The organism is Micromonospora sp. CMU55-4, from assembly GCF_011602315.1.
Taxonomy (GTDB): Bacteria; Actinomycetota; Actinomycetes; order Mycobacteriales; family Micromonosporaceae; genus Micromonospora; species Micromonospora chalcea.
The window spans coordinates 107,243-128,480 of the sequence record NZ_JAAOLH010000001.1; the positions used below are offsets into that span (position 1 = coordinate 107,243).

23 protein-coding genes are annotated in these 21,238 nt (G+C 71.8%); 15 read left to right on the forward strand and 8 right to left on the reverse strand.

All coding sequences use genetic code 11. The features are described 5' to 3' along the window. Positions 1-106 precede the first annotated feature (106 nt). Together HA073_RS00465 and HA073_RS00470 are read left to right on the forward strand one after the other, a co-directional pair. A complete protein-coding gene (locus HA073_RS00465; protein WP_043325685.1) occupies positions 107-1,711 on the forward strand; it encodes an RNA polymerase sigma factor in 1,605 nt (534 codons plus the stop codon). A gap of 244 nt (positions 1,712-1,955) precedes the next feature. Next, complete coding sequence (locus HA073_RS00470; RefSeq protein ID WP_013284786.1) at positions 1,956-2,189, forward strand: hypothetical protein; 234 nt, start codon at positions 1,956-1,958, stop codon at positions 2,187-2,189. 150 nt (positions 2,190-2,339) lie between these two features. Here the strand turns inward: HA073_RS00470 and HA073_RS00475 are convergent, their stop codons facing one another. The 3 genes from HA073_RS00475 to HA073_RS00485 form a co-directional block, all read right to left on the reverse strand. Next, positions 2,340-4,061 carry a DEAD/DEAH box helicase gene (locus HA073_RS00475; RefSeq protein WP_043325686.1) on the reverse strand — a complete coding sequence of 574 codons (1,722 nt, stop codon included), beginning with the start codon at positions 4,059-4,061 and terminating at the stop codon, positions 2,340-2,342. A 191-nt stretch (positions 4,062-4,252) separates the two neighbouring features. Continuing rightward, positions 4,253-4,903: a trimeric intracellular cation channel family protein gene (locus HA073_RS00480; RefSeq protein ID WP_043325688.1), complete on the reverse strand. Its 651-nt coding sequence runs from the start codon at positions 4,901-4,903 to the stop codon at positions 4,253-4,255. A 40-nt stretch (positions 4,904-4,943) separates the two neighbouring features. Next, a complete protein-coding gene (locus HA073_RS00485; RefSeq protein WP_030502976.1) occupies positions 4,944-5,162 on the reverse strand; it encodes a DUF3039 domain-containing protein in 219 nt (72 codons plus the stop codon). Between the two features lie 88 nt (positions 5,163-5,250). Between HA073_RS00485 and HA073_RS00490 the strand changes: the two genes are divergently transcribed. Continuing rightward, on the forward strand, positions 5,251-6,177 hold the full coding sequence (locus tag HA073_RS00490; protein ID WP_043325690.1) for a pseudouridine-5'-phosphate glycosidase: 927 nt from the start codon (positions 5,251-5,253) through the stop codon (positions 6,175-6,177). Next, positions 6,174-7,070 carry a carbohydrate kinase family protein gene (locus tag HA073_RS00495; RefSeq protein WP_064447137.1) on the forward strand — a complete coding sequence of 299 codons (897 nt, stop codon included), beginning with the start codon at positions 6,174-6,176 and terminating at the stop codon, positions 7,068-7,070. Before HA073_RS00490 ends, HA073_RS00495 begins: the two co-directional genes overlap by 4 nt. A gap of 39 nt (positions 7,071-7,109) precedes the next feature. Here HA073_RS00495 and HA073_RS00500 read toward each other — a convergent pair whose 3' ends face one another. Next, positions 7,110-7,466, reverse strand: coding sequence for a DUF3099 domain-containing protein (locus HA073_RS00500; RefSeq protein WP_013284780.1), 357 nt, complete (start codon positions 7,464-7,466; stop codon positions 7,110-7,112). A gap of 107 nt (positions 7,467-7,573) precedes the next feature. Between HA073_RS00500 and HA073_RS00505 the strand changes: the two genes are divergently transcribed. Together HA073_RS00505 and HA073_RS00510 are read left to right on the forward strand one after the other, a co-directional pair. Continuing rightward, positions 7,574-7,885 carry a hypothetical protein gene (locus tag HA073_RS00505; protein ID WP_043325691.1) on the forward strand — a complete coding sequence of 104 codons (312 nt, stop codon included), beginning with the start codon at positions 7,574-7,576 and terminating at the stop codon, positions 7,883-7,885. Further along, the gene (locus tag HA073_RS00510) at positions 7,875-8,186 is read left to right on the forward strand and encodes a hypothetical protein (protein ID WP_030502972.1); all 312 of its coding nucleotides are present in this window, start codon (positions 7,875-7,877) and stop codon (positions 8,184-8,186) included. The genes HA073_RS00505 and HA073_RS00510 overlap by 11 nt, the downstream gene beginning before the upstream one ends. 4 nt (positions 8,187-8,190) lie before the next feature. Here HA073_RS00510 and HA073_RS00515 read toward each other — a convergent pair whose 3' ends face one another. Both HA073_RS00515 and HA073_RS00520 read right to left on the reverse strand, forming a co-directional pair. Then, positions 8,191-9,423: a low temperature requirement protein A gene (locus HA073_RS00515; protein WP_064447136.1), complete on the reverse strand. Its 1,233-nt coding sequence runs from the start codon at positions 9,421-9,423 to the stop codon at positions 8,191-8,193. Positions 9,424-9,495: 72 nt separating this feature from the next. After that, positions 9,496-10,080: an HhH-GPD-type base excision DNA repair protein gene (locus HA073_RS00520; RefSeq protein ID WP_043325693.1), complete on the reverse strand. Its 585-nt coding sequence runs from the start codon at positions 10,078-10,080 to the stop codon at positions 9,496-9,498. Between the two features lie 101 nt (positions 10,081-10,181). Here HA073_RS00520 and HA073_RS31065 point away from each other — a divergent pair, with 101 nt between their 5' ends. The 3 genes from HA073_RS31065 to HA073_RS00535 all read left to right on the forward strand — a co-directional run bounded on the left by HA073_RS31065 (position 10,182) and on the right by HA073_RS00535 (position 14,447). Further along, complete coding sequence (locus HA073_RS31065) at positions 10,182-11,531, forward strand: DUF2716 domain-containing protein (protein WP_166455469.1); 1,350 nt, start codon at positions 10,182-10,184, stop codon at positions 11,529-11,531. 131 nt (positions 11,532-11,662) lie between these two features. After that, entirely contained in the window at positions 11,663-13,246 is a 1,584-nt protein-coding gene (locus tag HA073_RS00530; RefSeq protein WP_069089363.1) for a DUF262 domain-containing protein, read from the forward strand. A 1-nt stretch (position 13,247) separates the two neighbouring features. After that, the gene (locus HA073_RS00535) at positions 13,248-14,447 is read left to right on the forward strand and encodes a type II toxin-antitoxin system HipA family toxin (RefSeq protein WP_043325695.1); all 1,200 of its coding nucleotides are present in this window, start codon (positions 13,248-13,250) and stop codon (positions 14,445-14,447) included. 74 nt (positions 14,448-14,521) lie between these two features. On the opposite strand, the gene HA073_RS00540 is transcribed toward HA073_RS00535, so the two are convergent. Further along, positions 14,522-15,742, reverse strand: coding sequence for a S8 family peptidase (locus HA073_RS00540; protein WP_043325696.1), 1,221 nt, complete (start codon positions 15,740-15,742; stop codon positions 14,522-14,524). Positions 15,743-15,922: 180 nt separating this feature from the next. Here HA073_RS00540 and HA073_RS00545 point away from each other — a divergent pair, with 180 nt between their 5' ends. Further along, a complete protein-coding gene (locus tag HA073_RS00545) occupies positions 15,923-17,407 on the forward strand; it encodes a methyltransferase (protein WP_281604929.1) in 1,485 nt (494 codons plus the stop codon). Continuing rightward, positions 17,407-17,829 carry a D-aminoacyl-tRNA deacylase gene (dtd, locus tag HA073_RS00550; protein ID WP_069089362.1) on the forward strand — a complete coding sequence of 141 codons (423 nt, stop codon included), beginning with the start codon at positions 17,407-17,409 and terminating at the stop codon, positions 17,827-17,829. Before HA073_RS00545 ends, dtd begins: the two co-directional genes overlap by 1 nt. Here dtd and HA073_RS00555 read toward each other — a convergent pair. After that, on the reverse strand, positions 17,826-18,614 hold the full coding sequence (locus HA073_RS00555; protein ID WP_043330535.1) for a sporulation protein: 789 nt from the start codon (positions 18,612-18,614) through the stop codon (positions 17,826-17,828). The genes dtd and HA073_RS00555 overlap by 4 nt on opposite strands. A gap of 220 nt (positions 18,615-18,834) precedes the next feature. Between HA073_RS00555 and sigB the strand changes: the two genes are divergently transcribed. The 4 genes from sigB to HA073_RS00575 all read left to right on the forward strand — a co-directional run bounded on the left by sigB (position 18,835) and on the right by HA073_RS00575 (position 21,159). Continuing rightward, a complete protein-coding gene (sigB, locus tag HA073_RS00560) occupies positions 18,835-19,821 on the forward strand; it encodes an RNA polymerase sigma factor SigB (RefSeq protein ID WP_043325701.1) in 987 nt (328 codons plus the stop codon). Positions 19,822-19,925: 104 nt separating this feature from the next. Then, positions 19,926-20,267 carry a helix-turn-helix transcriptional regulator gene (locus HA073_RS00565; protein WP_197494908.1) on the forward strand — a complete coding sequence of 114 codons (342 nt, stop codon included), beginning with the start codon at positions 19,926-19,928 and terminating at the stop codon, positions 20,265-20,267. Continuing rightward, positions 20,264-20,755, forward strand: a complete 492-nt coding sequence (locus HA073_RS00570) for an SRPBCC family protein (protein ID WP_064447132.1) — start codon at positions 20,264-20,266, stop codon at positions 20,753-20,755. Before HA073_RS00565 ends, HA073_RS00570 begins: the two co-directional genes overlap by 4 nt. Continuing rightward, on the forward strand, positions 20,752-21,159 hold the full coding sequence (locus HA073_RS00575; RefSeq protein WP_043325703.1) for a VOC family protein: 408 nt from the start codon (positions 20,752-20,754) through the stop codon (positions 21,157-21,159). The genes HA073_RS00570 and HA073_RS00575 overlap by 4 nt, the downstream gene beginning before the upstream one ends. Positions 21,160-21,238: the final 79 nt, after the last annotated feature.

The window sequence follows — 21,238 nt, forward strand, 5'->3', positions numbered from 1 at the left end:
GACGGCCCGGGACACGGGGGTCCTCAACGACTCGCCCGGCACGGCCGTCCCATGCTGCGCCGGACGACCCGGCCGTGCTCGCTCTTTTCGCCTCCGGAAGGTCTTCGTGACAGATCCCCGCCAGACCGGCGCCGACGTTCGCTCGCTCACCGACACCCTGATCGCCCACGCGCAGAGCGCCGGCGGTCAGCTCACGTCGGCCCAGCTCGCGCGCACCGTCGAGTCCGCTGAGGTGACCCCGGCCCAGGCCAAGAAGATCCTCCGCGCGCTCTCCGAGGCGGGCGTGACGGTGGTGGTGGACGGCTCGGCGAGCACCCGCCGCCGCGTCGCCGCCGCCCGGTCCGCCACCCCGGCCTCCCGCGCGACCACCGCCAAGACCACGAAGAAGGCCGCCGCGCCCGCCCCGAAGCAGGCGCCGGCCGCCGAGGAGGCGCCCGCCGCCCCGGCCCCCCGGAAGGCGACCGCGCGCAAGGCCACCACGGCCGACGTCGCCAAGGCCGCCGCCCCGGCGAAGGCCACCAAGGCGACCCGCGCCACCAAGGCCACGGTGGCCGCCAAGACCGCCGCGGCGAAGCCGGGGAAGGCCGGCGGCAAGGCGGAGGGCCCCGAGGGCGAGATCGACCCGGAGGAGCTGGCCGCCGAGATCGAGGACGTGGTGGTCGAGGAGCCGGCCGAGCTGACCCAGGCCGCCGAGGCCGACGCGGCCAGCTCCGCCACCGACAACGACTTCGAGTGGGACGACGAGGAGTCCGAGGCGCTCAAGCAGGCGCGCCGGGACGCCGAGCTGACCGCCTCCGCCGACTCCGTGCGGGCGTACCTCAAGCAGATCGGCAAGGTTCCGCTGCTCAACGCCGAGCAGGAGGTCGAGCTGGCCAAGCGGATCGAGGCCGGCCTCTACGCCGCCGAGCGGCTGCGCGCCGCCGACGAGGGCGAGGAGAAGCTGGTCCGCGACCTGCAGCGCGACCTGATGTGGATCTCCCGGGACGGCGAGCGCGCCAAGAACCACCTGCTGGAGGCCAATCTCCGCCTGGTGGTCTCGCTGGCCAAGCGCTACACCGGTCGCGGCATGGCCTTCCTCGACCTCATCCAGGAAGGCAACCTCGGCCTCATCCGCGCCGTCGAGAAGTTCGACTACACCAAGGGCTACAAGTTCTCCACCTACGCCACCTGGTGGATCCGCCAGGCCATCACCCGCGCCATGGCCGACCAGGCCCGCACCATCCGCATCCCCGTGCACATGGTCGAGGTGATCAACAAGCTCGGCCGGATCCAGCGCGAGCTGCTCCAGGACCTGGGCCGCGAGCCCACCCCGGAGGAGCTGGCCAAGGAGATGGACATCACACCGGAGAAGGTGCTGGAGATCCAGCAGTACGCCCGGGAGCCCATCTCGCTCGACCAGACCATCGGTGACGAGGGTGACAGCCAGCTCGGCGACTTCATCGAGGACTCCGAGGCGGTCGTCGCCGTCGACGCGGTGTCGTTCTCGCTGCTGCAGGACCAGCTCCAGCAGGTCCTCCAGACGCTGTCCGAGCGTGAGGCGGGCGTGGTGCGCCTGCGCTTCGGCCTCACCGACGGTCAGCCGCGCACCCTGGACGAGATCGGCCAGGTGTACGGCGTGACCCGGGAACGCATCCGGCAGATCGAATCGAAGACCATGTCCAAGTTGCGGCACCCCTCGCGTTCCCAGGTGCTCCGCGACTACCTGGACTGACCGCGTACGTCAACAATTCGTGCCGGTTTGATCACCAGCCGTAGAACACTCATCAGTGATCGATCGGTTGCCTGTTTGTGATCGTTGACGTGGCACCCTTGGTGCACGGCACACTGTCCCCCACGCCATGTGTGACCTCGGTCCCCCGCGGGCACACAGGGAAGGCAGGGCCCGAGATGGGTGTTGCACGATAGGTGAGCAACCGAAGAGAGTGTTCATCGGTGACGACCAGAGGAGGAAGGCGATGACCCCGACCCTCACGCCGCCGCCCGAGACGGTGAGCCCCCCGGCCGCCGATGAACGGTGCGACCGCTGCAATGCTGCCGGCAAGCTCCGGATCACTCTGGCGGGTGGGAGTGAGCTGGTGTTCTGTGGGCACCACGCGAACAAGTACGCGGAGGATCTCGTGAAGATCACCGTGCGCTACGCGTCGGACCCGGAGTTCAGCTGGCGTGGCGCCGATCTCATGGCGAACTGAGGTCCGACAGGAATCCACATCACGACATAACCGGCCGGAGGCACCCACACGGGTCGCCTCCGGCCGGTTTTTCGTGCCGGTGCCGCCTGCGCCGCCCGGTGTTAAGAAGGGGCCCCTGCTCTACCGGAGGCGTTAACAGGGGGCCCTTCCTTACAGGGTCTGCACGGTGGCGATGCGCTCTTCGAGCTGCTCGATCGTCGCCTGCGCGCTGGGTGGGCCGCCGCAGATCCGGCGCAGCTCGGCGTGGATCTTGCCGTGCGGCTGGCCGGTGTGGTGGTGCCGGGCGGCCACCAGAGCGTTCAGCTGCCGCCGTAGCGCCACCCGGCGCTGGGCGGCACTCATCGGTGGGGGCGCCGCCGCCGGGGCCGCAGCGGCCGGCTCAGCGGTCCGCTGGGCGGCCCGGCGCTTCTGCGCGGCGAGCTGCTCGGCCTGCCGCTTGGTCAGCAGCAGCGAGACCTGGTCGGCGGTGAGCAGACCGGGCAGGCCGAGATATTCCTCCTCCTCCGGCGTACCGGCCTGGGCGGCGGTGCCGAACGACGCGCCGTCGAAGATGACCTGGTCCAGCTCGGCGGTCGCGGAGAGCGCGGCGAAGCGCTTCTCCAGCTCGCCACTGGCGCCGTCGTCGCGCTGGGCGCGCTCCAGCAGGTCGTCGTCGAAGCCCTCGCGGTCCTTCGGCTTGCCGAGCACGTGGTCCCGCTCGGCCTCCATCTCGCTCGCCAGCCCCAGCAGGTGCGGCACGCTGGGCAGGAACACCGACGCGGTCTCACCGGGACGGCGGGCCCGGACGAACCGGCCGATCGCCTGCGCGAAGTACAGCGGGGTGCTGGCACTCGTCGCGTACACGCCGACCGCGAGCCGGGGGATGTCGACGCCCTCGGACACCATCCGCACCGCGACCAGCCACCGTTGCTGCGAGGCGGCGAACGTCGCGATCCGCGCGGACGCGCCCTGGTCGTCGGAGAGCACCACGGCGGCCTTCTCACCGGTCACCTGCTCCAGCAGCTTCGCGTACGCGCGGGCCACCTGCTGGTCGCTGGCGATGACCAGGCCGCCCGCGTCGGGCATGCCGTTGTCGCGCAGCACGCTGAGCCGGGCGTCGGCGGCGCGCAGCACCTGCGGCATCCAGTCGCCGGCCGGGTCCAGCGCGGTACGCCACGCCTGGGCGATCAGGTCCTGCGTCATCGGCTCGCCGAGGCGGGCCGCCAGCTCCTCACCGGCGTTGGTGCGCCACCGGGTCTCCCCCGAGTACGCCAGGAACAGCACCGGCCGGACCACGCCCTCGCGCAGCGCGTCGGAGTAGCCGTAGACCGAGTCGGCGCGGGAGCGCAGCAGCCCGTCGCCGCCGCGCTCGTAGCTGACGAACGGGATCGGATTGTCGTCGGAGCGGAACGGCGTGCCGGTGAGCATCAGCCGGCGTACCGCGGGCTCGAAGGCCGCCTTGACGCCGTCGCCCCAGGTACGCGAGTCGCCGGCATGGTGGATCTCGTCGAGGATGACCAGCGTGCGTCGGGTCATGGTGCGCCGCCGGTGCACCTGCGGCGCCATGCCCACCTGCGCGTACGTGACCACCGCGCCGTGGAAGTCGGCGGCGGAGTGCAGGTCGGCGTTGCGGAACGCGGCGTCGAGCTGGATGCCGACCCGGGCGGCGGCCTGCGCCCACTGGGTCTTCAGGTGCTCGGTCGGCGCGACCACGGTGACCGCCTCGACGGTGCCGTCGGCGAGCAGCTCGGCGGCGATGCGCAGCGCGAACGTGGTCTTACCGGCGCCGGGCGTGGCGACCGCGGTGAAGTCCTCGGTCCGGCGGCGCAGGTATTCCACGAGCGCCTTGCGTTGCCAGGCGCGCAGGGGCGGGAACGTGTCGAGCGCCGGCATCCGCGGTGGCACGCGTAGCTCCTCTCCGCCGCGGACGGCGGCGGGCCCGACCGGGGCCACGGGAGCCGCCGCCCATGAAAACGCCCTCGCGCATCCGGTGCCGCGAAGGCGGACTCAGCATAACCAGCGCGGGCCGTACGCCCCACTCGACGCCACGCCTGTCACATCCGCCCACCCCGGTGGGAAGCGGGTCAGGGCAGTGGTCCCCGGGTGCCGGTGCGCGGCGGCCGCAGCGTCGCCACCGGTGCGGACCAGCGTCGGCGCAGCGCGATCAGGCGCAGCCCGAACACGAGCAGGGCGGCGGCGGTGAGCGGCACGGCGGTCGCCTGTCCGGACGCCGACAGCAGCGCCACGGTGACCGCGCCGGCGAGCGCGGCGAGGGCGTAGATCTCCCGGCGCAGCACCACCGGGATCTCGCCGGTGAGCAGGTCGCGGCCCAGCCCGCCACCGATCGCGGTGAGCATGCCGATCATGCAGGCGCCGACCGGCGGCACCGCGGCGTCGAGGGCCTTGAGCGTGCCGATGACGGTGAACAGGCCGAGGCCGGCGGCGTCGAGCACCAGCACCGTGGTGCGCAGCCGGGCGAGCTGCGGGTGAAGCCAGAACACGGCGGCGGCGGTGACGGACGCGGTGGCGGCGTACCGCCAGTCGGCGAACGCCAGCGGGGGCACCTCGTCGATCGCCAGGTCACGGAAGATTCCTCCGCCGAGCGCGGCGACCACGCCGACGAAGACGACGCCGAACAGGTCGAGCCGTTTCGCCACCGCCGCGGAGGCGCCGGAGGCGGCGAAGACCGCCACGCCGGTGAGGTCGGCGACAAGCAGGGCGGTGGAGGTGGTCACCGCCGCAGGTTACGTCGAGGGGCGGCGGAGCCGCCCGCTGTCACTCGGCGTACGAGTCGTAGATCTCCTTGCACTTCGGGCACACCGGCGAGCCGGGCTTGGCCGCCTTGGTGACCGGGAACGTCTCGCCGCAGAGCGCGACCACGAAGGTGCCCATGACGGCACTCTCAGCGATCTTCTCCTTACGGACGTAGTGGAACATCTCCGGACCAGTGTCCGCGTCCTTCAGCTCGGGACGCTCGAGAACCTCTGTGCTCACGACTCCACCTCCGGCGTTCCAGTTTTCCAGGTCGGTCCGTCCTGGTCCACCTGGGCCCCGGGCGGGAGCGGGCCGTACGGTAGCCGACGTGACCAACTTTCACATCAGTCTCGGTAGTGAGGTGGCCGACGCCCTGCGCGACGGCCGCCCGGTCGTGGCGTTGGAGAGCACGATCGTCTCGCACGGGCTGCCCCGGCCGGACAACCTGCGCGTGGCGCGCGAGATCGAGCAGGCGGTACGGGACGCGGGCGCGGTGCCGGCCACCATCGGCATGGTCGCCGGCGAGTTGCGGGTGGGGCTGGACGACGCCCAGCTCACCCGCCTCGCCACCGTCGACGGCGTGAGCAAGCTCTCGGTCCGCGACCTGGCCCCGGCGGCGGCCACCGGCGCGGACGGCGCCACCACCGTCGCGGCCACCAGCGCGGTCGCTGCGGCGGCCGGGATCGGCGTGTTCGCCACCGGCGGGCTCGGCGGCGTGCACCGGGAGGCGGCGCAGACGTTCGACGAGTCGGCGGACCTGGTCACGCTGGCCCGGACCCCGATCGCGGTGGTCTGCGCCGGGGTGAAGTCGATCCTCGACGTGGGCGCCACGCTGGAGCGGCTGGAGACGCTCGGGGTGGGCGTGGTCGGCTACCGCACCCGCCGCTTCCCCGGCTTCTACCTCACCGACGCCGGCTTCGACCTGGACTGGTCGGTCGAGTCGCCGGAGCAGGTGGCGGACGTGCTGGCCGCCCGCGCGGCGCACGGCGTGCACCACGGCGGCCTGGTGGTGGCCAACCCGCTGCCCGCCGACGAGCAGCTCGACCCGGCGCTGCACGACCGGACGCTCGCCGAAGGGCTGGCCGCGCTGGCCCGCGAGGGGATCACCGGCAAGGCGGTCACCCCGTTCCTGCTGTCGCACTTCCACTCGGCGACCGAGGGCGCCAGCCTGGCGGTGAACGTCCGGATCATCCTGCGCAACGCCGACCTCGCGGCCCGGATCGCGGTCGCCGCGGCGACCCGTCGCGCCCCATGAGCGCCACGCCGCGCATCGTCGTCGTCGGCGACGTGATCACCGACGTGCTCGCGGTGCTGTCCGGGCCGCTCGCGACCGGCTCGGACACCGCGGCCGGGATCCGGTTCAGCGGCGGCGGGCAGGCGGCGAACACCGCGGCCTGGCTCGCCGGGCAGGGCGCGGCGGTGACGCTGGTCGCCGCCGTCGGCGACGACGAGACCGGCCGTGAGCGGGTGGCCGAGCTGACCCGGATCGGTGTGGACTGCGCGGTGGAGCGGCACGAGGGCTACCCGACCGGCACCGTCATCGTGCTCGCCCACGACGGGGAGCGCACGATGATCAGTCAGCGGGGCGCGAACCTGCGGCTGACCGCCGCGCACGTGGACGCGGCGCTGGCCGCCGCGCCCGACGCCGGGCATCTGCACCTGTCCGCGTACACCCTGTTGGACGTCGGGTCGCGCGGCGCCGGCCTGCGCGCGCTGGCCACGGCCCGCGAGCGCGGGCTGACCGTCAGCGTCGACGCGGCGTCCGCGGCGCCGCTGCGGCGCGTCGGCGGGGCGTTCCTGACCTGGGTACGCGACGTCGACCTGCTGCTGGTCAACACGGACGAGGCGACGGTGCTGGCCGGCGGGCTGGACCCGGCGGCGCAGGCGCGGGCGCTGACCGCGGTGGCGCACCGGGTGGTGGTCAAGCGCGGCGCGGCGGGCGCGGTGTGGGTGGAGCGCGGCGGTGTGGTGGAGTTCGCGCCGGCACCCGGGGTGGACGTGGTGGACGTGACCGGCGCCGGGGACGCGTTCGCCGCCGGGCTGCTCACCGCGTGGCTGGCCGGGGCCGACCCGCGTGCCGCGCTGGCCCGCGCCGGTGACCTGGGCGCGCTCGCCGTGACGACGGTGGGCGCCCGCCCGGCGCCCTGACGCGGTGGCCGGTCCGGGCGGGTGCTCCGCCCGGGCCGGTCAGGGCTCGGCGTCGATGATCTTGTGCGGGTTCTCCTCGGCGGTGAGGGCGGTGGGCGCGGGCTCCTCGCGGCGCCGGTTCTGGAACCGGTTCGCCAGCCGGTGCTCCTCCTTGGGCGGCCGGTCGTTGGCGAGCAGCACGGCGAGCCAGGGCACGAGCACCATGCCGAGCGCGCACAGCGGCAGCCAGAGCCAGAGCAGCGGTGCCTTCGCGCCGACCAGGATCGCGCCCGCCACCAGACACGCGACCCGGATGGCCATCATCAGCACGTAACGCTTCTGCCGGCTGTTGAGCTGGTCGTCCTGGCTGCGCGGGGCGTCGGTGATCAGGATCGGCTGGTACGCCTGACGCTTCACCACGGACCTCCTACGAGGGGATACGGCCCATCCTGTCACTCCGGACGGATGATCGGCGAAATTCGTGACGAGCGGTCGCGTGTTACGTGGGTGGTACGCTTCGATCCGTGGCCAACCGGTTCAGCTTCACCGACGAGGCGCTGGCGAACCTGCGGGTCTACGACGTCACACCCGGGGAAGTCTGGGAGGCCCTGCACAGCAGGCACCGGGTCATCCGGCACCTCGGTGACGACGTGATGGTGGTCTACGCCACCGAGCACCGCGGCCGGCGACTCGCCGTGCTGCTGGCCGAGGCCGACGGCACCGACAACGACTGGGACATCCTCTCCGCCCGCGAACTGAGCGACGTCGAGGCCAAGCGCTACGACGAGGCGGTGCGGAACTCACGCCGACGAGGAGGCGGTCACGATGCACCGTGACGAGGCGACCAAGCGGTTCCACGCCGGGGGCGACACGTTCGCCGACCTGATCGACGACACGTCACCGGCCCAACTGCCCACCCCCGACACCGACGTGCCGATGGTCAGCCGGTCGGTCCGGCTGCCGCTGGAGACGTACGAGCGCGTCCGCGCCGCCGCCGACGCGCGCGGCATCGGCGTGACCACGCTGATGCGGCAGTGGATCGAGGCCGGCCTGGCCGACCTGGACGACTCGGCCACCGTCTCGCTGGCCGACGTACGCCGCGCGCTGGCCTCGCTCTCCCGCCCGACCGCCGCCTGACAACTCACGCCTCGGGGCCACCCTCGCCGAGCGCCTCCCGCCCGATCGGCGAGGCGGAGGACTCCGGCGGCCGGTGCCAGGCCCGGCGGGCGTCGGCGAACGCGACGAGCGCCAGCAGGACGGCCACCGCGCCGAGCGCGAACATCGCCGGCACGGCCACCAGCGCGGGCAGGAGCAGCACCAGGGCCAGCAGCCCGGCCAGCCGGGGGCGGGACACCCGGCCGAAGATCTCGTACTCGAACCGGGAGCGGGCGGCCAGGAACAGCGCCGGACCGCCCACCACGAAGACCAGCCAGTCGGGCCGGGCCGTGTCGTACGGGTGGGCGATGACCAACTCGTAGCCGACCGCCGCGCCGATCACCCCGAGCACCATGAAGAGGTGGGTCTGCGCCGCCGACTCGGCCAGCCGTCCCGGCGTGCCGGCCGTCCGCAGCGCCTGCGCGAGCAGGTGGCCGGCCCGGTAGAAGTAGATCCGCCAGAGCAACGCCGTGATCACGAACGAGATCGCGAACGCCACCGCGGCGTCGCCGGAGAACTCCTTGCCGCTGTAGGTCACGCCGATCACCAGGATCGACTCGCCGAGCGCGATGAGGAAGATCTGCTGGTAGCGCTCGGCGAGGTGCTCCCCGGCGACGAGCCACTGCCGGACCCGCGAGGCCCCGAGCCGGGGCAGCGGCCAGCCCAGGAGCGTGCCGAGATGGTCCACCGCCAGCGCGACGACCCACAGCGCCAGGCGCGGACCGGGCATCAGCGCGCCGGCGAGCCAGAGCGGGGCGCTGAATCCCGCCCAGGCGGCCAGCCGCAGCGGGACCATGCGGCGCGGATGCCCCCGCAGCGCCACCGCGATCAGCAGCGGCCGGCCGACCATCACCGCGACGTACGCGAGCGCGAACGGCAGCGCCCGTTCCTCCAGCGCCCGGGGCAGCGTCACCCCCAGCACCAGGCTGCCGAACATGGTGCCGACCACCACGACCTGGATGACCGTGCGCTCCGGCTCGTACCGGCTGGTCACCCAGGTGGTGAGGGTCCAGACCTGCCAGAGCACCAGGAACAGCAGCAGGGTCTTGCCCACGTCGGCGGCCACCGCACCGGCCGAGCCGTCGAGCCCGTCGATCAGGCGCTGCGAGACCCGGGTCAGCGCGAACACGAAGACCAGGTCGAAGAAGAGCTCCAGGAAGGTGGCCCGGCCGGGGCTGGACGCGGTACGCAGCAGCGCCCCGCCCCGCTGCTCGGTCATCGTCCGCCCCCGTCCCCCGTCCTGGCAACAAACGACAGGGGCGGCGGGCCGGTTGCGGCGGCGGGCGGCGGATCAGCCCTTCGCGGCCTTCGCCTCCGCCTTCATCCGCTGCTTGAACTCGCGTACCCGGCGCAGCGACTCCGGATCGGTCACGTCCGCCACCGACCGGTGGGCGTCCGCGTCGCCGTAGTCACCGGCCGCCTCGCGCCAGCCGTCCGGAGTGACTCCGAACCGCTTCCCGAGCAGCGCGACGAAGATCTGCGCCTTCTGCCGGCCGAACCCGGGCAGCTCGCCGACCCGGCGCAGCAGTTCCCGCCCGTCGGCCACGTCCGACCAGAGCCGGGCCGGGTCGCCGTCGTAGCGCTCGACGAGCATCCGGCACACCTCCTGCACGCGGGCCGCCATCGCCTTCGGGAAGCGATGCAGCGCCGGCGGCCGGGCGAAGAGCTCCACCAGCGCCTCCGGGTCGTACCCGGCCAGTTCCGCGGCGTCCGGCTCGTGGCCGAGCCGCTGCGCCAGCACGTACGGGGAGGAGAACGCTTTCTCCATCGGCACCTGCTGGTCCAGCACCATGCCGAGGAGCAGGGCCAGCGGGCTGCGCGCCAGCAGTTCGTTGGCCTGCGGGTCGATGGGCAGTGACAGCGTCATGGCGAACATGCTGTCACCCCGCATCGGCCGACGACGGGGACACGCGTACGGCACACAGGAGGAATACTTACGGATCCAGTACGGGAACGGGGGAACAGCCGGTGCCGTCCGTGGCCGATGAGTTGCTCGCCGCCTACGACACTCAGTTGCGGGCCTGGACACCGCCGGCCCTCGGCCCACTCGGAGTCGTCTTCGAGCAGGATGGACCCGTCGTACGGGCGCATTTCGGCACCCACGGCACGGTGGACCACCGTGACCTGCCCGGGGCCGGGCTGGGCGCCCTGATCCGGCGGCAGCAAGAAGCCTTCGCCGCAAGCGGCGAGCCGGTCGAGTGGAAGGTCCACGCGTACGATCCACCGCAGCTCGCCGAGCACCTCGTCGCCGCCCGATTCACCCCCGGCTGGGAACGTCACGTGCTGGTGGCTCCGATCGACTCCCTGCCCTCCGCACCGTTTCCGCTTCCCGTCGGACAGCGCGTCCGGGAGGTCACGTTCGGGGAGCACCCACTGCTGGCGCGGGTACAGGCGATGGCTGCGGCCTCCGGCCCGCACCGGACGACGCTGGCGCAGTCGGAGGCGGACGGCGACGCCATCGGCTGGTGCCGAAACCTGGCGGTGCGAGAACTCGACGGATGGGCTCTGGCAGCCGGCTGGGCCATCCTCGTCGACGGCACCGAGTTCGTCTCCATCGGCGGCATGACCTTGCCTGAGCCCGCATTCCTGCCCGGTTGGCGGGCCTGGATCGACCTGCGTACCCGGCACCCGGGGGATTCTCGTCCGCCGGATGGCTGCCGATGGCGATACGTTGTCGCGGAGGCCACCGGTGATCTCCGGGCGATGCTTCTCGGCGTGGGCTTCCATGATGTGACGACGGTCCGTTCCTACCACTGGTCTCCCCCGAACCCGCCGGCGCGGGAGCGTCCGGTGGTGCTGGTCTTCGACGATCCGCAGGGGGATGAGATCTGGGGGCGCTTCGCCTCTCAGTGGGAGTTCTCGGCCGCGACGCAGGCTCATCCTCGGCTGGTGGAGCCGCCGGAGTCGGTGGCCTGGCACCTCGCCGCGATCGAGGAGGACGAGGCAGGCATCGCGGCACTGGAGTCGATCGTCCAGCGCGGCCTGCGGGCCACCGTTCGCCCCGGCGAGCGCGTGTATGCCCTTCATCCGTTCGTCCAGGGATACCACTTCGACCCGCGACGGACCGGCGGGCCGGGGCAACCGCCTACGCCGCGCTGCGCCTTCCCGGACCGCGGCGACCACCGCCTTTTCACCACAGCCGACCTGCGGCTGGGCACGTTCGGCGACCCGTGGGGCCAATCGCTCTGCGTCTTCGGCGGTGATCTGCTCGCCGAGGTCGAGGCCGACCTCACCGCCCTGCTCGGAACCGTTCTCCGCCGTGGGGGCCGTCCCGTGGGCAACATCTGGAGTTTCGGCTCGGACGGGCACAGCGTCAGCGGCCCGTGAACGTCTCCCTGGGTTGCCGCTCTGGTCGGCGGTCGTGGGTGCCGACTCTCCGACAGGAGACATCGAGTGCCTGAACAAGCCGCGAGGAGCAGAACGGTTACCCTCGGTGCGTCGTCCCAACGGAGGTTGCCGTGCCGAGTCTGGAGAGGCCCCGCGTCGAGTACCGCACGCCCGAAGATCTGGTCCGGGACGTCACGGCAGGGCTGGTGCGGATTCCCCCCTTTCAGCGCTCCTTCAAGTGGGAGGGATCGGACATCGTCCGGCTCTTCGACAGTCTGTTGCGCGGATTTCCAATCGGGAATCTGCTTCTCTGGCAACGCCCCGCACCGGCCCAGCGGCTCCAGGTGGGGCCGCTCGACATCGAGGCTCCCGAGGTAACCGCCGCCCTCTGGGTGGTGGACGGGCAGCAGCGCATCGTGTCCATCGTCGGCGCGCTGACCATGGCTGACCAAGCTGTCGATCCACGATTTCGCATCCACCTCGATCTCGACACCGGCGAATTTCACACCGCCGGCACCCGTCAACGGCCCCCACGTACCTGGGTGCCCGTCAGCTTCCTGCTCGACACCGCGGTCCTGCTCCGCTGGATGCGCGACAACTCGTGGCTGTCAGAGAGTCAGCTAGCGCTGGCCGACCAAGCCGCCAAAGCGATCCGCGAGTACCAGATCCCGACCTACGTGGTGCACTCCGCCGATGAGCACGCGCTGCTCGAGATCTTCACGCGGATGAACTCGACCGGCAAACGCCTGACCAAGTCCGAGGTCTTCCAGGCTCTGCATGCCGGCGCCGTCGGCGACGAGTTGAGCAGCCTGCACGAACTGGGTCAGGTTCCCGCCGTCCTGGGATTTGGCGCGCTTGACGATCGGTTGACCCTCCGCTGCGTCCTGGCGTACCGAGGTGGAGACATCTTCCGGGAGGACTTCCGCCAGGAGTTCGGGCCGCGGGACGACCCGGGCGAGACGCTGCGCGAGGTCGCCGCACGACTGCGTGAGGCCGTCGAATTCCTCCGCGGTACCTGCGGCATCCCACACATCAGGCTGCTGCCCTACTCCCACGTGCTGCCGATCCTGGTCCGTTTCATCCGCTTGCACGGCGTACCGGCCGGCCGGCCGGCGACTCTGCTTCGACGCTGGGTCTGGCGGAGCGCGGTCGCTGGAACGCGGGCCCGCGCAGTGAGCGTCGCGGACATCCGCAGCCAGGTCGAGGCGGTCGGCACCTCCACCGCGCAAGCTGCGGCAACGAACCTGCTGCGGCAGGTGCAGCAGTTCCCGGATTTCGTCGCGGAACTGGACAAGGTCCACTTCAATCACGCGATGGCGAAGCTCAACACGCTCGGGTTGCTCTCTGCCGAACCTCGCGACCCGTTCCGGGGCGAGATTCTGGACGTCAGCCGCCTGCTCGACCAAGGGAGCCCGTTGAGACCACTCCTGGCCGTCAGTGGACACGCTGGCGGAACGATCGCCAACCGGTTCATCCTGCCGCCCGGGGAACGCCCGTCACCGCAGCTCCTCGCGTCGGCTGAACCGGCCGTCGCCGCCAGCCACCTGATCGACGAGCAAGCGCAGGAACGATTGGCGCGCGAAGACTGGCCAGCCTTCCTCGAGCTACGCGGCAGGTCGTGCGAGCGGACCATCACCGAGCACGTCAACCGCATGGCCGAGTGGGGCGCGCGGGACGGCCGCGCGATGGCTGACATTCTCCGACCGGTCGCCTGACATGGCAGTCGTCACTGCCGAAGTACGGCTGCACGGTAGACAGGTAGGCGAGCTGAGGTTCCGGCAGGGCGGCTCGGAGTTCAGCTACGACGACGATCTCGCCTCGCCCCGGCACCAAGTGCTGGGGCAGGTCTTCGAGGACGATCCGCGGGCGATCCGGCGGGCGAGGGTGGGCCTGCCCGCCTGGTTCGCCAACCTCCTGCCGGAGGGTGCCCTCCGCCGCCAGATCGTCCGGGAACTGGGCGGGGGGAACATCGGCGACTTCACGCTGCTGCTACGTGTGGGCGGCAACCTGCCGGGGGCGGTGACGGTTCACGCCGATGTCGAGCCGGCGGATGACGTGATCTCCAACGCGCTGGATGAAGCGAACCATCCTCTGCGGCATTCCCTGGCAGGCGTGCAGCTCAAGTATTCGATCTCCGCAGACCGCCTGGCTGTTCCCGTGAGCGGGCAGGGTTCCTGGTGGATCGTGAAGCTGCCCGACCAGGGCCTGCGAAATCTTCCCGTCAACGAGTACCTCACGATGAGTTGGCTTCGCGCGGCTGACTTCCCGGTGCCGCCGGTGGACCTGATCCGGGCGGATGCCGTGAAGGGTCTCCCCGACGGAATGATCGATCCCGGTGACCTCGTCTACCTCATCCGGCGGTTCGACCGGTCGACCACCGGGCGTATCCACGTGGAGGACTTCGCCCAGGTTGCGGACATCGGGCCGATGTTCAAGTACAGCGAGTCGGGCGCGAGCTACGACACGTTGGCCGCAGCGATCCTCCAACTCACCGGAGAGGACGGCTACCTCGACTTCATCAGCCGCTTGGTCGCGATGCTGGTGGTCGGAAACACCGACGGGCACCTGAAGAACTGGGCCCTGATCTATCCGGACGGCCGCACGCCACGCCTGGCTCCGGTCTACGACTTCCACTCACTGTCGGTCTATTCCCGTTACCGCTGGTCGCCGTTGGCGCTCAGCCTCGGTGCCGAGACCGTCCCGGCGCTCATCGACCAGGAGCACTTCCACCGACTGGCGGACGGTGCAGGCGGTGATCCGGGCCGCACACTGGAGACGGTCGCCCGGACGGTGGACCGCCTCCGCGAGGCGTGGCACAGCGGCCTGATGAACGAGACTCATGCCCGTTTTCCGGCCCTGGCCGACCACTACTCCCAGCGGCTGACGAGCCTGCCGATCTGCCAGTCCGCTCACTGACGTGACGCGGCCCGGCGGACCTCTGGGAGGTCCACCGGGCCGCGGCCCACGGTGTGGTCAGGTCACCCGTGTCGTCAGTTGACGACGAAGAGCAGCCGGTTCGGCGAGCCCGAGCCCGGGCTGGTCACCTTGCCGGTGGTGGCGTTGCTGGTCAGGTAGCTGGCCACCTGAGCCGGGGTGTAGGAGGTGTTGGCGGACAGCACGAGCGCCGCCGCGCCGGCCACGTGCGGGGACGCCATCGAGGTGCCGCTGATCGAGTTGGTGGCGGTGTCGCTGGTCCGCCACGCCGAGGTGATCGACGAACCCGGGGCGAAGATGTCCACGCAGGAGCCGTAGTTGGAGTAGGAGGCACGGGCGTCGGTGCTGGTGGTGGCGCCCACCGTGATCGCCGCGGCGACCCGGGCCGGCGACGAGTTGCAGGCGTTGGCGCTGGAGTTGCCGGCCGCGAGCGCGTACGTGATGCCGGAGTTGATCGAGTTGGCCACCGCGTTGTCCAGCGTGGTGCTGGCGCCGCCGCCGAGGCTCATGTTGGCCACGGCCGGCTTCACCGCGTTCGAGGTGACCCAGTTGACGCCGCTGATCACGCCGGCGGTGGTGCCGCTGCCGGAGCAGTTGAGCACCTTGACGGCCACCAGGCGCACGCCCTTGGCCACGCCGTACTTGGTGCCGCCGACGGTGCCGGCGACGTGGGTGCCGTGGCCGTTGCAGTCGGTGTTGTTGGTGTCGACCGTGTTGGTGCCCCAGGTGGCCCGGCCGCCGAAGTCGCTGTGCGTGGTGCGGATGCCCGTGTCGATGATGTAGGCGCGCACGTTGCTGGCGGTGTTCGGGTAGGTGAAGGTGCTGTTCAGCGGCAGGTTGCGCTGGTCGATCCGGTCCAGGCCCCAGGTGGCCCCGGTCTGGGTGCCCTGGGTGGTCATGACGCGGTCCTGCTCGACGTACGCGACCGCCGGGTCGGCGGCGAGCCGGCGCGCCTGGGCGGCGGTCATCTTCGCGCTGTAGCCGGTGAGAGCGGAGCTCCACACCGTGCCGACGTTGCCGCCGTAGCGCTTGGCCAGGCCGGCGGCCCGGTCCGGGACGGCGGTACGGGCGGCGAGGGTGTTCGCGGTGCCGACCGCGTCGCCCTTGAGCACGACCACGTAGCTGCCGCTGACGGCGTCGGCGGCACCGGCGTACCGGATCTCCCCGGTGGGCGCGGCGAGAGCGGGCGTGGAGGCGGCGGCGGCGAAGGCCGCGGCGGCGGCCGTGACGGCGAGCGCACGCAGCGCGCGGCGCCGGGGAAGGGACACGTCGGGCATCGTCTGGCTCCCTACCGGGGCAGCCCGGTTTGTGGCCGGATCACCCCATCGACGGATGTTGGCAGGAATGCTAACCAGAGATCGACAAACATGAAAGAGATAGTTGCCGATAGATACGGTCCACGTTATGGATCGGCGGGTGCGCGCCACGCCGGACGGCGCCCGAGGCAGGATGAGCACGTGGACCGTCACGACATGCTGCTCTCCCCCGCCGGGGTCGACGCGCTGCGCACCGCGCTGACACTCGCCCGCTTCACCGCCAACGGGATCGCCGACCGCCTGGGCCCGCAGGGCACCGGCGGCGTGGCCCGCAACGACTACCGGGCCGCGCTGCGCGCCACCGAGGACCGGGACCGGCTGGCCACGCTGATCCGCGTCTTCATCTGCGACCAGACCGAGCCGGAGGCGGCGGTCGCCGACGCGCTGGCCCCGCTGGCGCTGGACGAGGCGCTGGCCGGGGGCATCGTCGAGCGGCACGGCGACGGCCTTCGCGCCGCTGTCGACCTGGAGCCGTACGGCGACGACTGGTGGGTGCTCGCCGACGTGCCCGCCAGCGCCCGGCCCGGCCGTCCGCTGCACGCCGAGCACGTGCTGGGCATCGGCGGCGCGACCCAGACCCTGATCTCGGCGGCCGTACGCCCGGTCGTGGACACCGCGCTCGACCTCGGCACCGGCTCCGGCGTACAGGCGCTGCACCTGGGCACCCACGCCCGCCGGGTCACCGCCACCGACGTCTCCGAGCGGGCGCTGCGGTTCGCCGCCACCACCGCCGCCCTCAACGGACAGGACTGGGAACTGCTGCGCGGCGACATGGTCGCCCCGGTGGCCGGACGCCGCTTCGACCTGGTGGTCAGCAACCCGCCGTTCGTGGTCGGGCCGGGCACAACCACGCACGTCTACCGGGACTCCGGGCGGGTCGGCGACGCGATCGGCGCGGAACTGGCCGCCGCCGCGCCGGACCTGCTCACCGAGGGCGGCACCATGCAGTACCTGGCGAACTGGGTGCACGTCACCGGTGAGGACTGGGCCGAGCGGGTCACCGGCTGGTTCGCCGGCACCGGCCTGGACGCCTGGGTCATCCAGCGCGAGGTGGCCGACCCGATGGCGTACGTGAACCTCTGGCTGACCGACGTCGGCGAGAGCGCCGACCCGCAGCGGATGGCAGCCTGGCTGGACTGGTTCGACGCGCACAAGGTGGAGGCGATCGGTTTCGGCATCGTCTCGCTACGCCGCTCCGGCCACGCCCAGCCGGTCGTCCGGGTGGAGGACCTGCGCCAGCGGGTCGAGCCGCCGCTGGGCGACCGGATCGGCGAGTGGTTCACCAGGCAGGACTGGCTGCGCGCCCGGGACACCGAGGGCCTGCTCGCCGCCCGCTACCGCGCCGCCGAAGGGCTCCAGCTCCGGCAGGAGGCCACCATGGGCGACGACGGCTGGGCGGTGGACCGGCAGGTCCTGGCCATGCCGCGCGGGCTGCGCTGGTCGGAGGAGATCGACCCGCTGGTGCTCGCCCTGGTCGGCGGCGCGGACGGCCGGCTGCCGCTGCGCGACCAGCTCTCGCTGCTGGCCGCCGCGCACGACGTGACGCCGGACGAGCTGGCCGAGGCGGCCGGGCCGATCGTGGCGCACCTGGTCGAGCGCGGCATCATCGAGCCGGTGACCGACTGATGCGGGCGGTGGTGCAGACGGTCGGCCGGGCCCGGGTGACAGTCGACGACGAGGTGACCGGTGAGATCACCGACGGGCTGCTGGTGCTGCTCGGCGTCACCCACACCGACACCCCGCAGGTGGCCGCCACGATGGCCCGCAAGCTGCACGAGCTGCGCATCCTCGACGACGAACGCAGCGCCGCCGACGTCGGCGCGCCGCTGCTGGTGGTCAGCCAGTTCACGCTCTACGGCGACGCGCGCAAGGGCCGGCGGCCGAGCTGGACCGCGGCCGCTCCCGCCGAGGTGGCCGAACCTCTGGTGGACGCGGTGGTCGAACAGTTGCGCGCCCGGGGCGCGAAGGTGGAGACCGGCCGCTTCCGCGCCCACATGCTGGTGGAGAGCGTCAACGTCGGTCCCCGGACCCTCGTGCTCGATCTCTAGAAGAACAGCCCACGGCGGGACAGCGACTGCCGCAGCCAGCCGTCGAGCTGGGCGGCCCAGTCGGTCTGCTCCGCCGTGGCGTGGTCCACCGTGAACCGGCCGAAGGCGTCGCGGCCCTCGGTGAACAGACCGCCCCGCTTGTCCAGCTCCAGCACCACGTGCACCTGCTGCGGATCGGTGACGAAGGTGACCTCGAGCTGGTTCATCGCGCCCGCGTACTGCGGCGCCGGGTAGAACTCGATCTCCTGATAGAAGGGCAACTGCTGGCGTACGCCGTAGATGTGCCCACGCTCGACGTCGGCGCGCGCGAAGCGGAAGCCCAGCCGCAGCAGCGCCTCCAGCAGCCGCTCGTGGGCGGGCAGCGGGTGCACCGACACGGCGTCCATGTCGCCCTTGTCCACCGCCCGGGCCACCTCCAGCTCGGTACGCAGACCCATCGTCATGCCGTGCAGGTGCTGGCCGTACAGGTCGGTGAGCGGGGTCTCCCAGGGCACCTGGTAGCGGAACGGCACGTCGTAGCGCTGCCCCGGCTCCAGCCGGAACGCGCCGGTCATCTGGGCGCGGCCGAACTCCTGGTTGACGTCGTACTCCGAATCGGAACTCTCCACCTCGACCCGGGTGACCAGACCGAGCGCGACGTAGCTCACGTCCACCGGGTGGTCGCCGCCGACCACCTGGATCCGGCCCTCCAGAACGCCGCCCGGGCGACAGTTCGGGTTGGCCAGGACCGTCTCCACCGACGGTCCGCCCACACCCATCGCCTGCATGAGCCGCTTGAAGACCACCACGTTCTCCGATCATCAGTGCCGGGCCGGCCCCGACGGCCGGTCGGTGGCACGGTAACCGCGCCGGACAAGGGAATGCCGGATTCCCACGTGGATTCCTGTCGGGTCCCCGATCGCCTCACTCCCGTCTCACGCCCCGACCGCCAAGCTGTTTGTCATCGGCCCCCACCGCGTGGGCGGCACGGGACCGGTAGGCACGTCGGACACGGGGAGAACAGAGATGACCCAGCAGATGATCGAGCACCAGGACATGGACGTCACCCTCACGGACCTCGACGCCACCGACGAGCGCGGCGTCTCCACCGACCTGGTCCGGGCGTACCTGAACGGCATCGGCCGCACCAAGCTGCTCACCGCGGCGCAGGAGGTCGAGCTGAGCAAGCGGATCGAGGCCGGCCTCTTCGCCGAGGAGAAGCTGGCCACCTGCACCCCCGTCTCCGCCGAGCTGCGCGCGGACCTGGCGCTGATCGCGGCCGAGGGCCGCGCCGCCAAGGACCACCTGCTGGAGGCGAACCTGCGGCTGGTGGTGAGCATCGCCAAGCGCTACACCGGTCGCGGCATGGCCTTCCTCGACCTCATCCAGGAAGGCAACCTCGGCCTCATCCGCGCCGTCGAGAAGTTCGACTACACCAAGGGCTACAAGTTCTCCACCTACGCCACCTGGTGGATCCGCCAGGCCATCACCCGCGCCATGGCCGACCAGGCCCGCACCATCCGCATCCCCGTGCACATGGTCGAGCAGGTCAACCGGATGGTCCGGGTACGCCGTGAGCTGTCCGTGTCGCTGGGTCGCGAGCCCACCGTGAGCGAGGTGGCCGTGGCGCTGGAGATCCCCGAGTTCCAGGTGATCGAGCTGATCTCCTACGACCGGGAGCCGGTCAGCCTGGACCAGGCCGTCGGCGAGGACGGCGAGAGCGCGCTCGGCGACTTCGTCGCCGCCGTCGACCCGCGTACCGAGCCGGGCGACGCCGCCACCAACGGCGAGCTGCGCAACGAGGTCCGGATCGTGCTGGCCACGCTGTCCCAGCGGGAGCAGGCGGTGATCCGGCTGCGCTTCGGCCTGGACGACGGCCGGCAGCGCACGCTGGACGAGGTGGGCCGCGAGTTCGGGCTGTCCCGGGAGCGGATCCGGCAGATCGAGAAGGTGACGCTGCTGAAGCTGCGCGACCCGGAGCGGGCGAACCGGCTGGAGGCGTACGCCTGCTGATCCACCCCTGCCCCGACAGGCCCCGGCGGTTCGCCGGGGCCTGTCGCGCTTGACCGGGGCACCTCCCAGCGTATAGAACCGAATGGTTACACAACCAGGAGGTTATGAACGTGCCCCCGGATCTGCTCGACGCCACCTTCGCCGCGCTCGCCGACCCCACCCGGCGGGCCATCCTCGCCCGGCTGGCCGCCGGGGAGGCCACAGTCACCGAGCTGGCCGAGCCGTTCGCGATGAGCCAGCCGGCCGTCTCCAAGCACCTCAAGGTGCTCGAACGCGCCGGCCTGGTCACCCGCGGCCGGGACGCGCAGCGCCGCCCCTGCCGGCTCGACGCCCGGCCGCTGCGGGAGGCCGTGGCGTGGCTGGCGAACTACCGGGACTACTGGGCCGAGAGCTACGCGCGCCTGGACGAGGTGCTCGCCGAACTGACCGCCGAGGAGCAGCGGTGACCGGCCTGACCGTGACCCTGCACGGCGACCGGGAGATCCGGCTCAGCCGCGACTTCGCCGCTCCCCGGCATCTGGTGTTCGCCGCCTTCACCCGCCCCGAACTGCTGATGCGCTGGTGGGGCGCACGCGGCTGGCATCTCGTCGAATGCGAGGTGGACCTGCGGGTGGGCGGACGCTGGCGGTTCGTCTCCCGCGGGCCGGACGGCGACCTGATGGCCCAGGGCGGCACGTACCGGGAGATCGACCCGCCGGCGCGGCTGGTCTGCACCGAACTCTTCGACGACCAGTCCTACCCGGGCGAGACGCTGGTGCGGCACGACTTCACCGGCTCGGCGGACCGGACGACAGTCGTCACCCACCTGCGCTACGCCACCCCGCAGGGCCGCGACACCGTCCTGCGCTACCCGATGATCCGCGGCCTGAGCGAGGCGTTCGACCGGCTCACCGCCGTGCTGCACACCGACTCGACAACAGGAGCGACAACATGAACTGGACGCTGGAAGTGGTGGTCGTACCGGTCTCCGACCTGGACCGGGCCAAGGAGTTCTACGCGCAACGGCTCGGCTTCGCCGTCGACCACGACACCGATCTCGGCGGGATGGGGCGGATCGTGCAACTCACTCCCCCGGGCTCCGGCTGCTCGATCGTCCTCGGCCGGGGCGTCGTGCCGGAGATGCCGCCGGGCTCACTCAAGGGCCTGCAACTCGTCGTGGCCGACCTGGAACGGGCGCGCGCCGAACTGGTCGAGCGGGGCGTCGAGGTGAGCGAGATCCAGGTGATGGGCCAGAACCCGCACCCGGTGCCGCACCCGCTGGACAACGTCGGCTTCGTCTTCTTCCGTGACCCCGACGGCAACGGGTGGTCGGTGCAGCAGATCTCCGCCCGCGGCTGAGCGCTGCGGCGCCCGCGGTCGGGCGCGGCGGCGCGCGGCCGTCGCGCGGGCGGGCGCTGCGGGTCGCGCGGGCGGGCGC

Bases quoted from the DNA above. Each gene is read 5' to 3' on its own strand.
- HA073_RS00495 (WP_064447137.1), top strand. From the start codon at position 6,174: ATGAGCGCCACGCCGCGCATCGTCGTCGTCGGCGACGTGATCACCGAC.
- HA073_RS00475 (WP_043325686.1), bottom strand. From the start codon at position 4,061: ATGCCGGCGCTCGACACGTTCCCGCCCCTGCGCGCCTGGCAACGCAAG.
- sigB (WP_043325701.1), top strand. From the start codon at position 18,835: ATGACCCAGCAGATGATCGAGCACCAGGACATGGACGTCACCCTCACG.
- HA073_RS00575 (WP_043325703.1), top strand. From the start codon at position 20,752: ATGAACTGGACGCTGGAAGTGGTGGTCGTACCGGTCTCCGACCTGGAC.
- HA073_RS00510 (WP_030502972.1), top strand. From the start codon at position 7,875: ATGCACCGTGACGAGGCGACCAAGCGGTTCCACGCCGGGGGCGACACG.
- HA073_RS00515 (WP_064447136.1), bottom strand. From the start codon at position 9,423: ATGACCGAGCAGCGGGGCGGGGCGCTGCTGCGTACCGCGTCCAGCCCC.
- dtd (WP_069089362.1), top strand. From the start codon at position 17,407: ATGCGGGCGGTGGTGCAGACGGTCGGCCGGGCCCGGGTGACAGTCGAC.
- HA073_RS00470 (WP_013284786.1), top strand. From the start codon at position 1,956: ATGACCCCGACCCTCACGCCGCCGCCCGAGACGGTGAGCCCCCCGGCC.
- HA073_RS00540 (WP_043325696.1), bottom strand. From the start codon at position 15,742: ATGCCCGACGTGTCCCTTCCCCGGCGCCGCGCGCTGCGTGCGCTCGCC.
- HA073_RS00535 (WP_043325695.1), top strand. From the start codon at position 13,248: ATGGCAGTCGTCACTGCCGAAGTACGGCTGCACGGTAGACAGGTAGGC.
- HA073_RS00565 (WP_197494908.1), top strand. From the start codon at position 19,926: ATGAACGTGCCCCCGGATCTGCTCGACGCCACCTTCGCCGCGCTCGCC.
- HA073_RS00520 (WP_043325693.1), bottom strand. From the start codon at position 10,080: ATGTTCGCCATGACGCTGTCACTGCCCATCGACCCGCAGGCCAACGAA.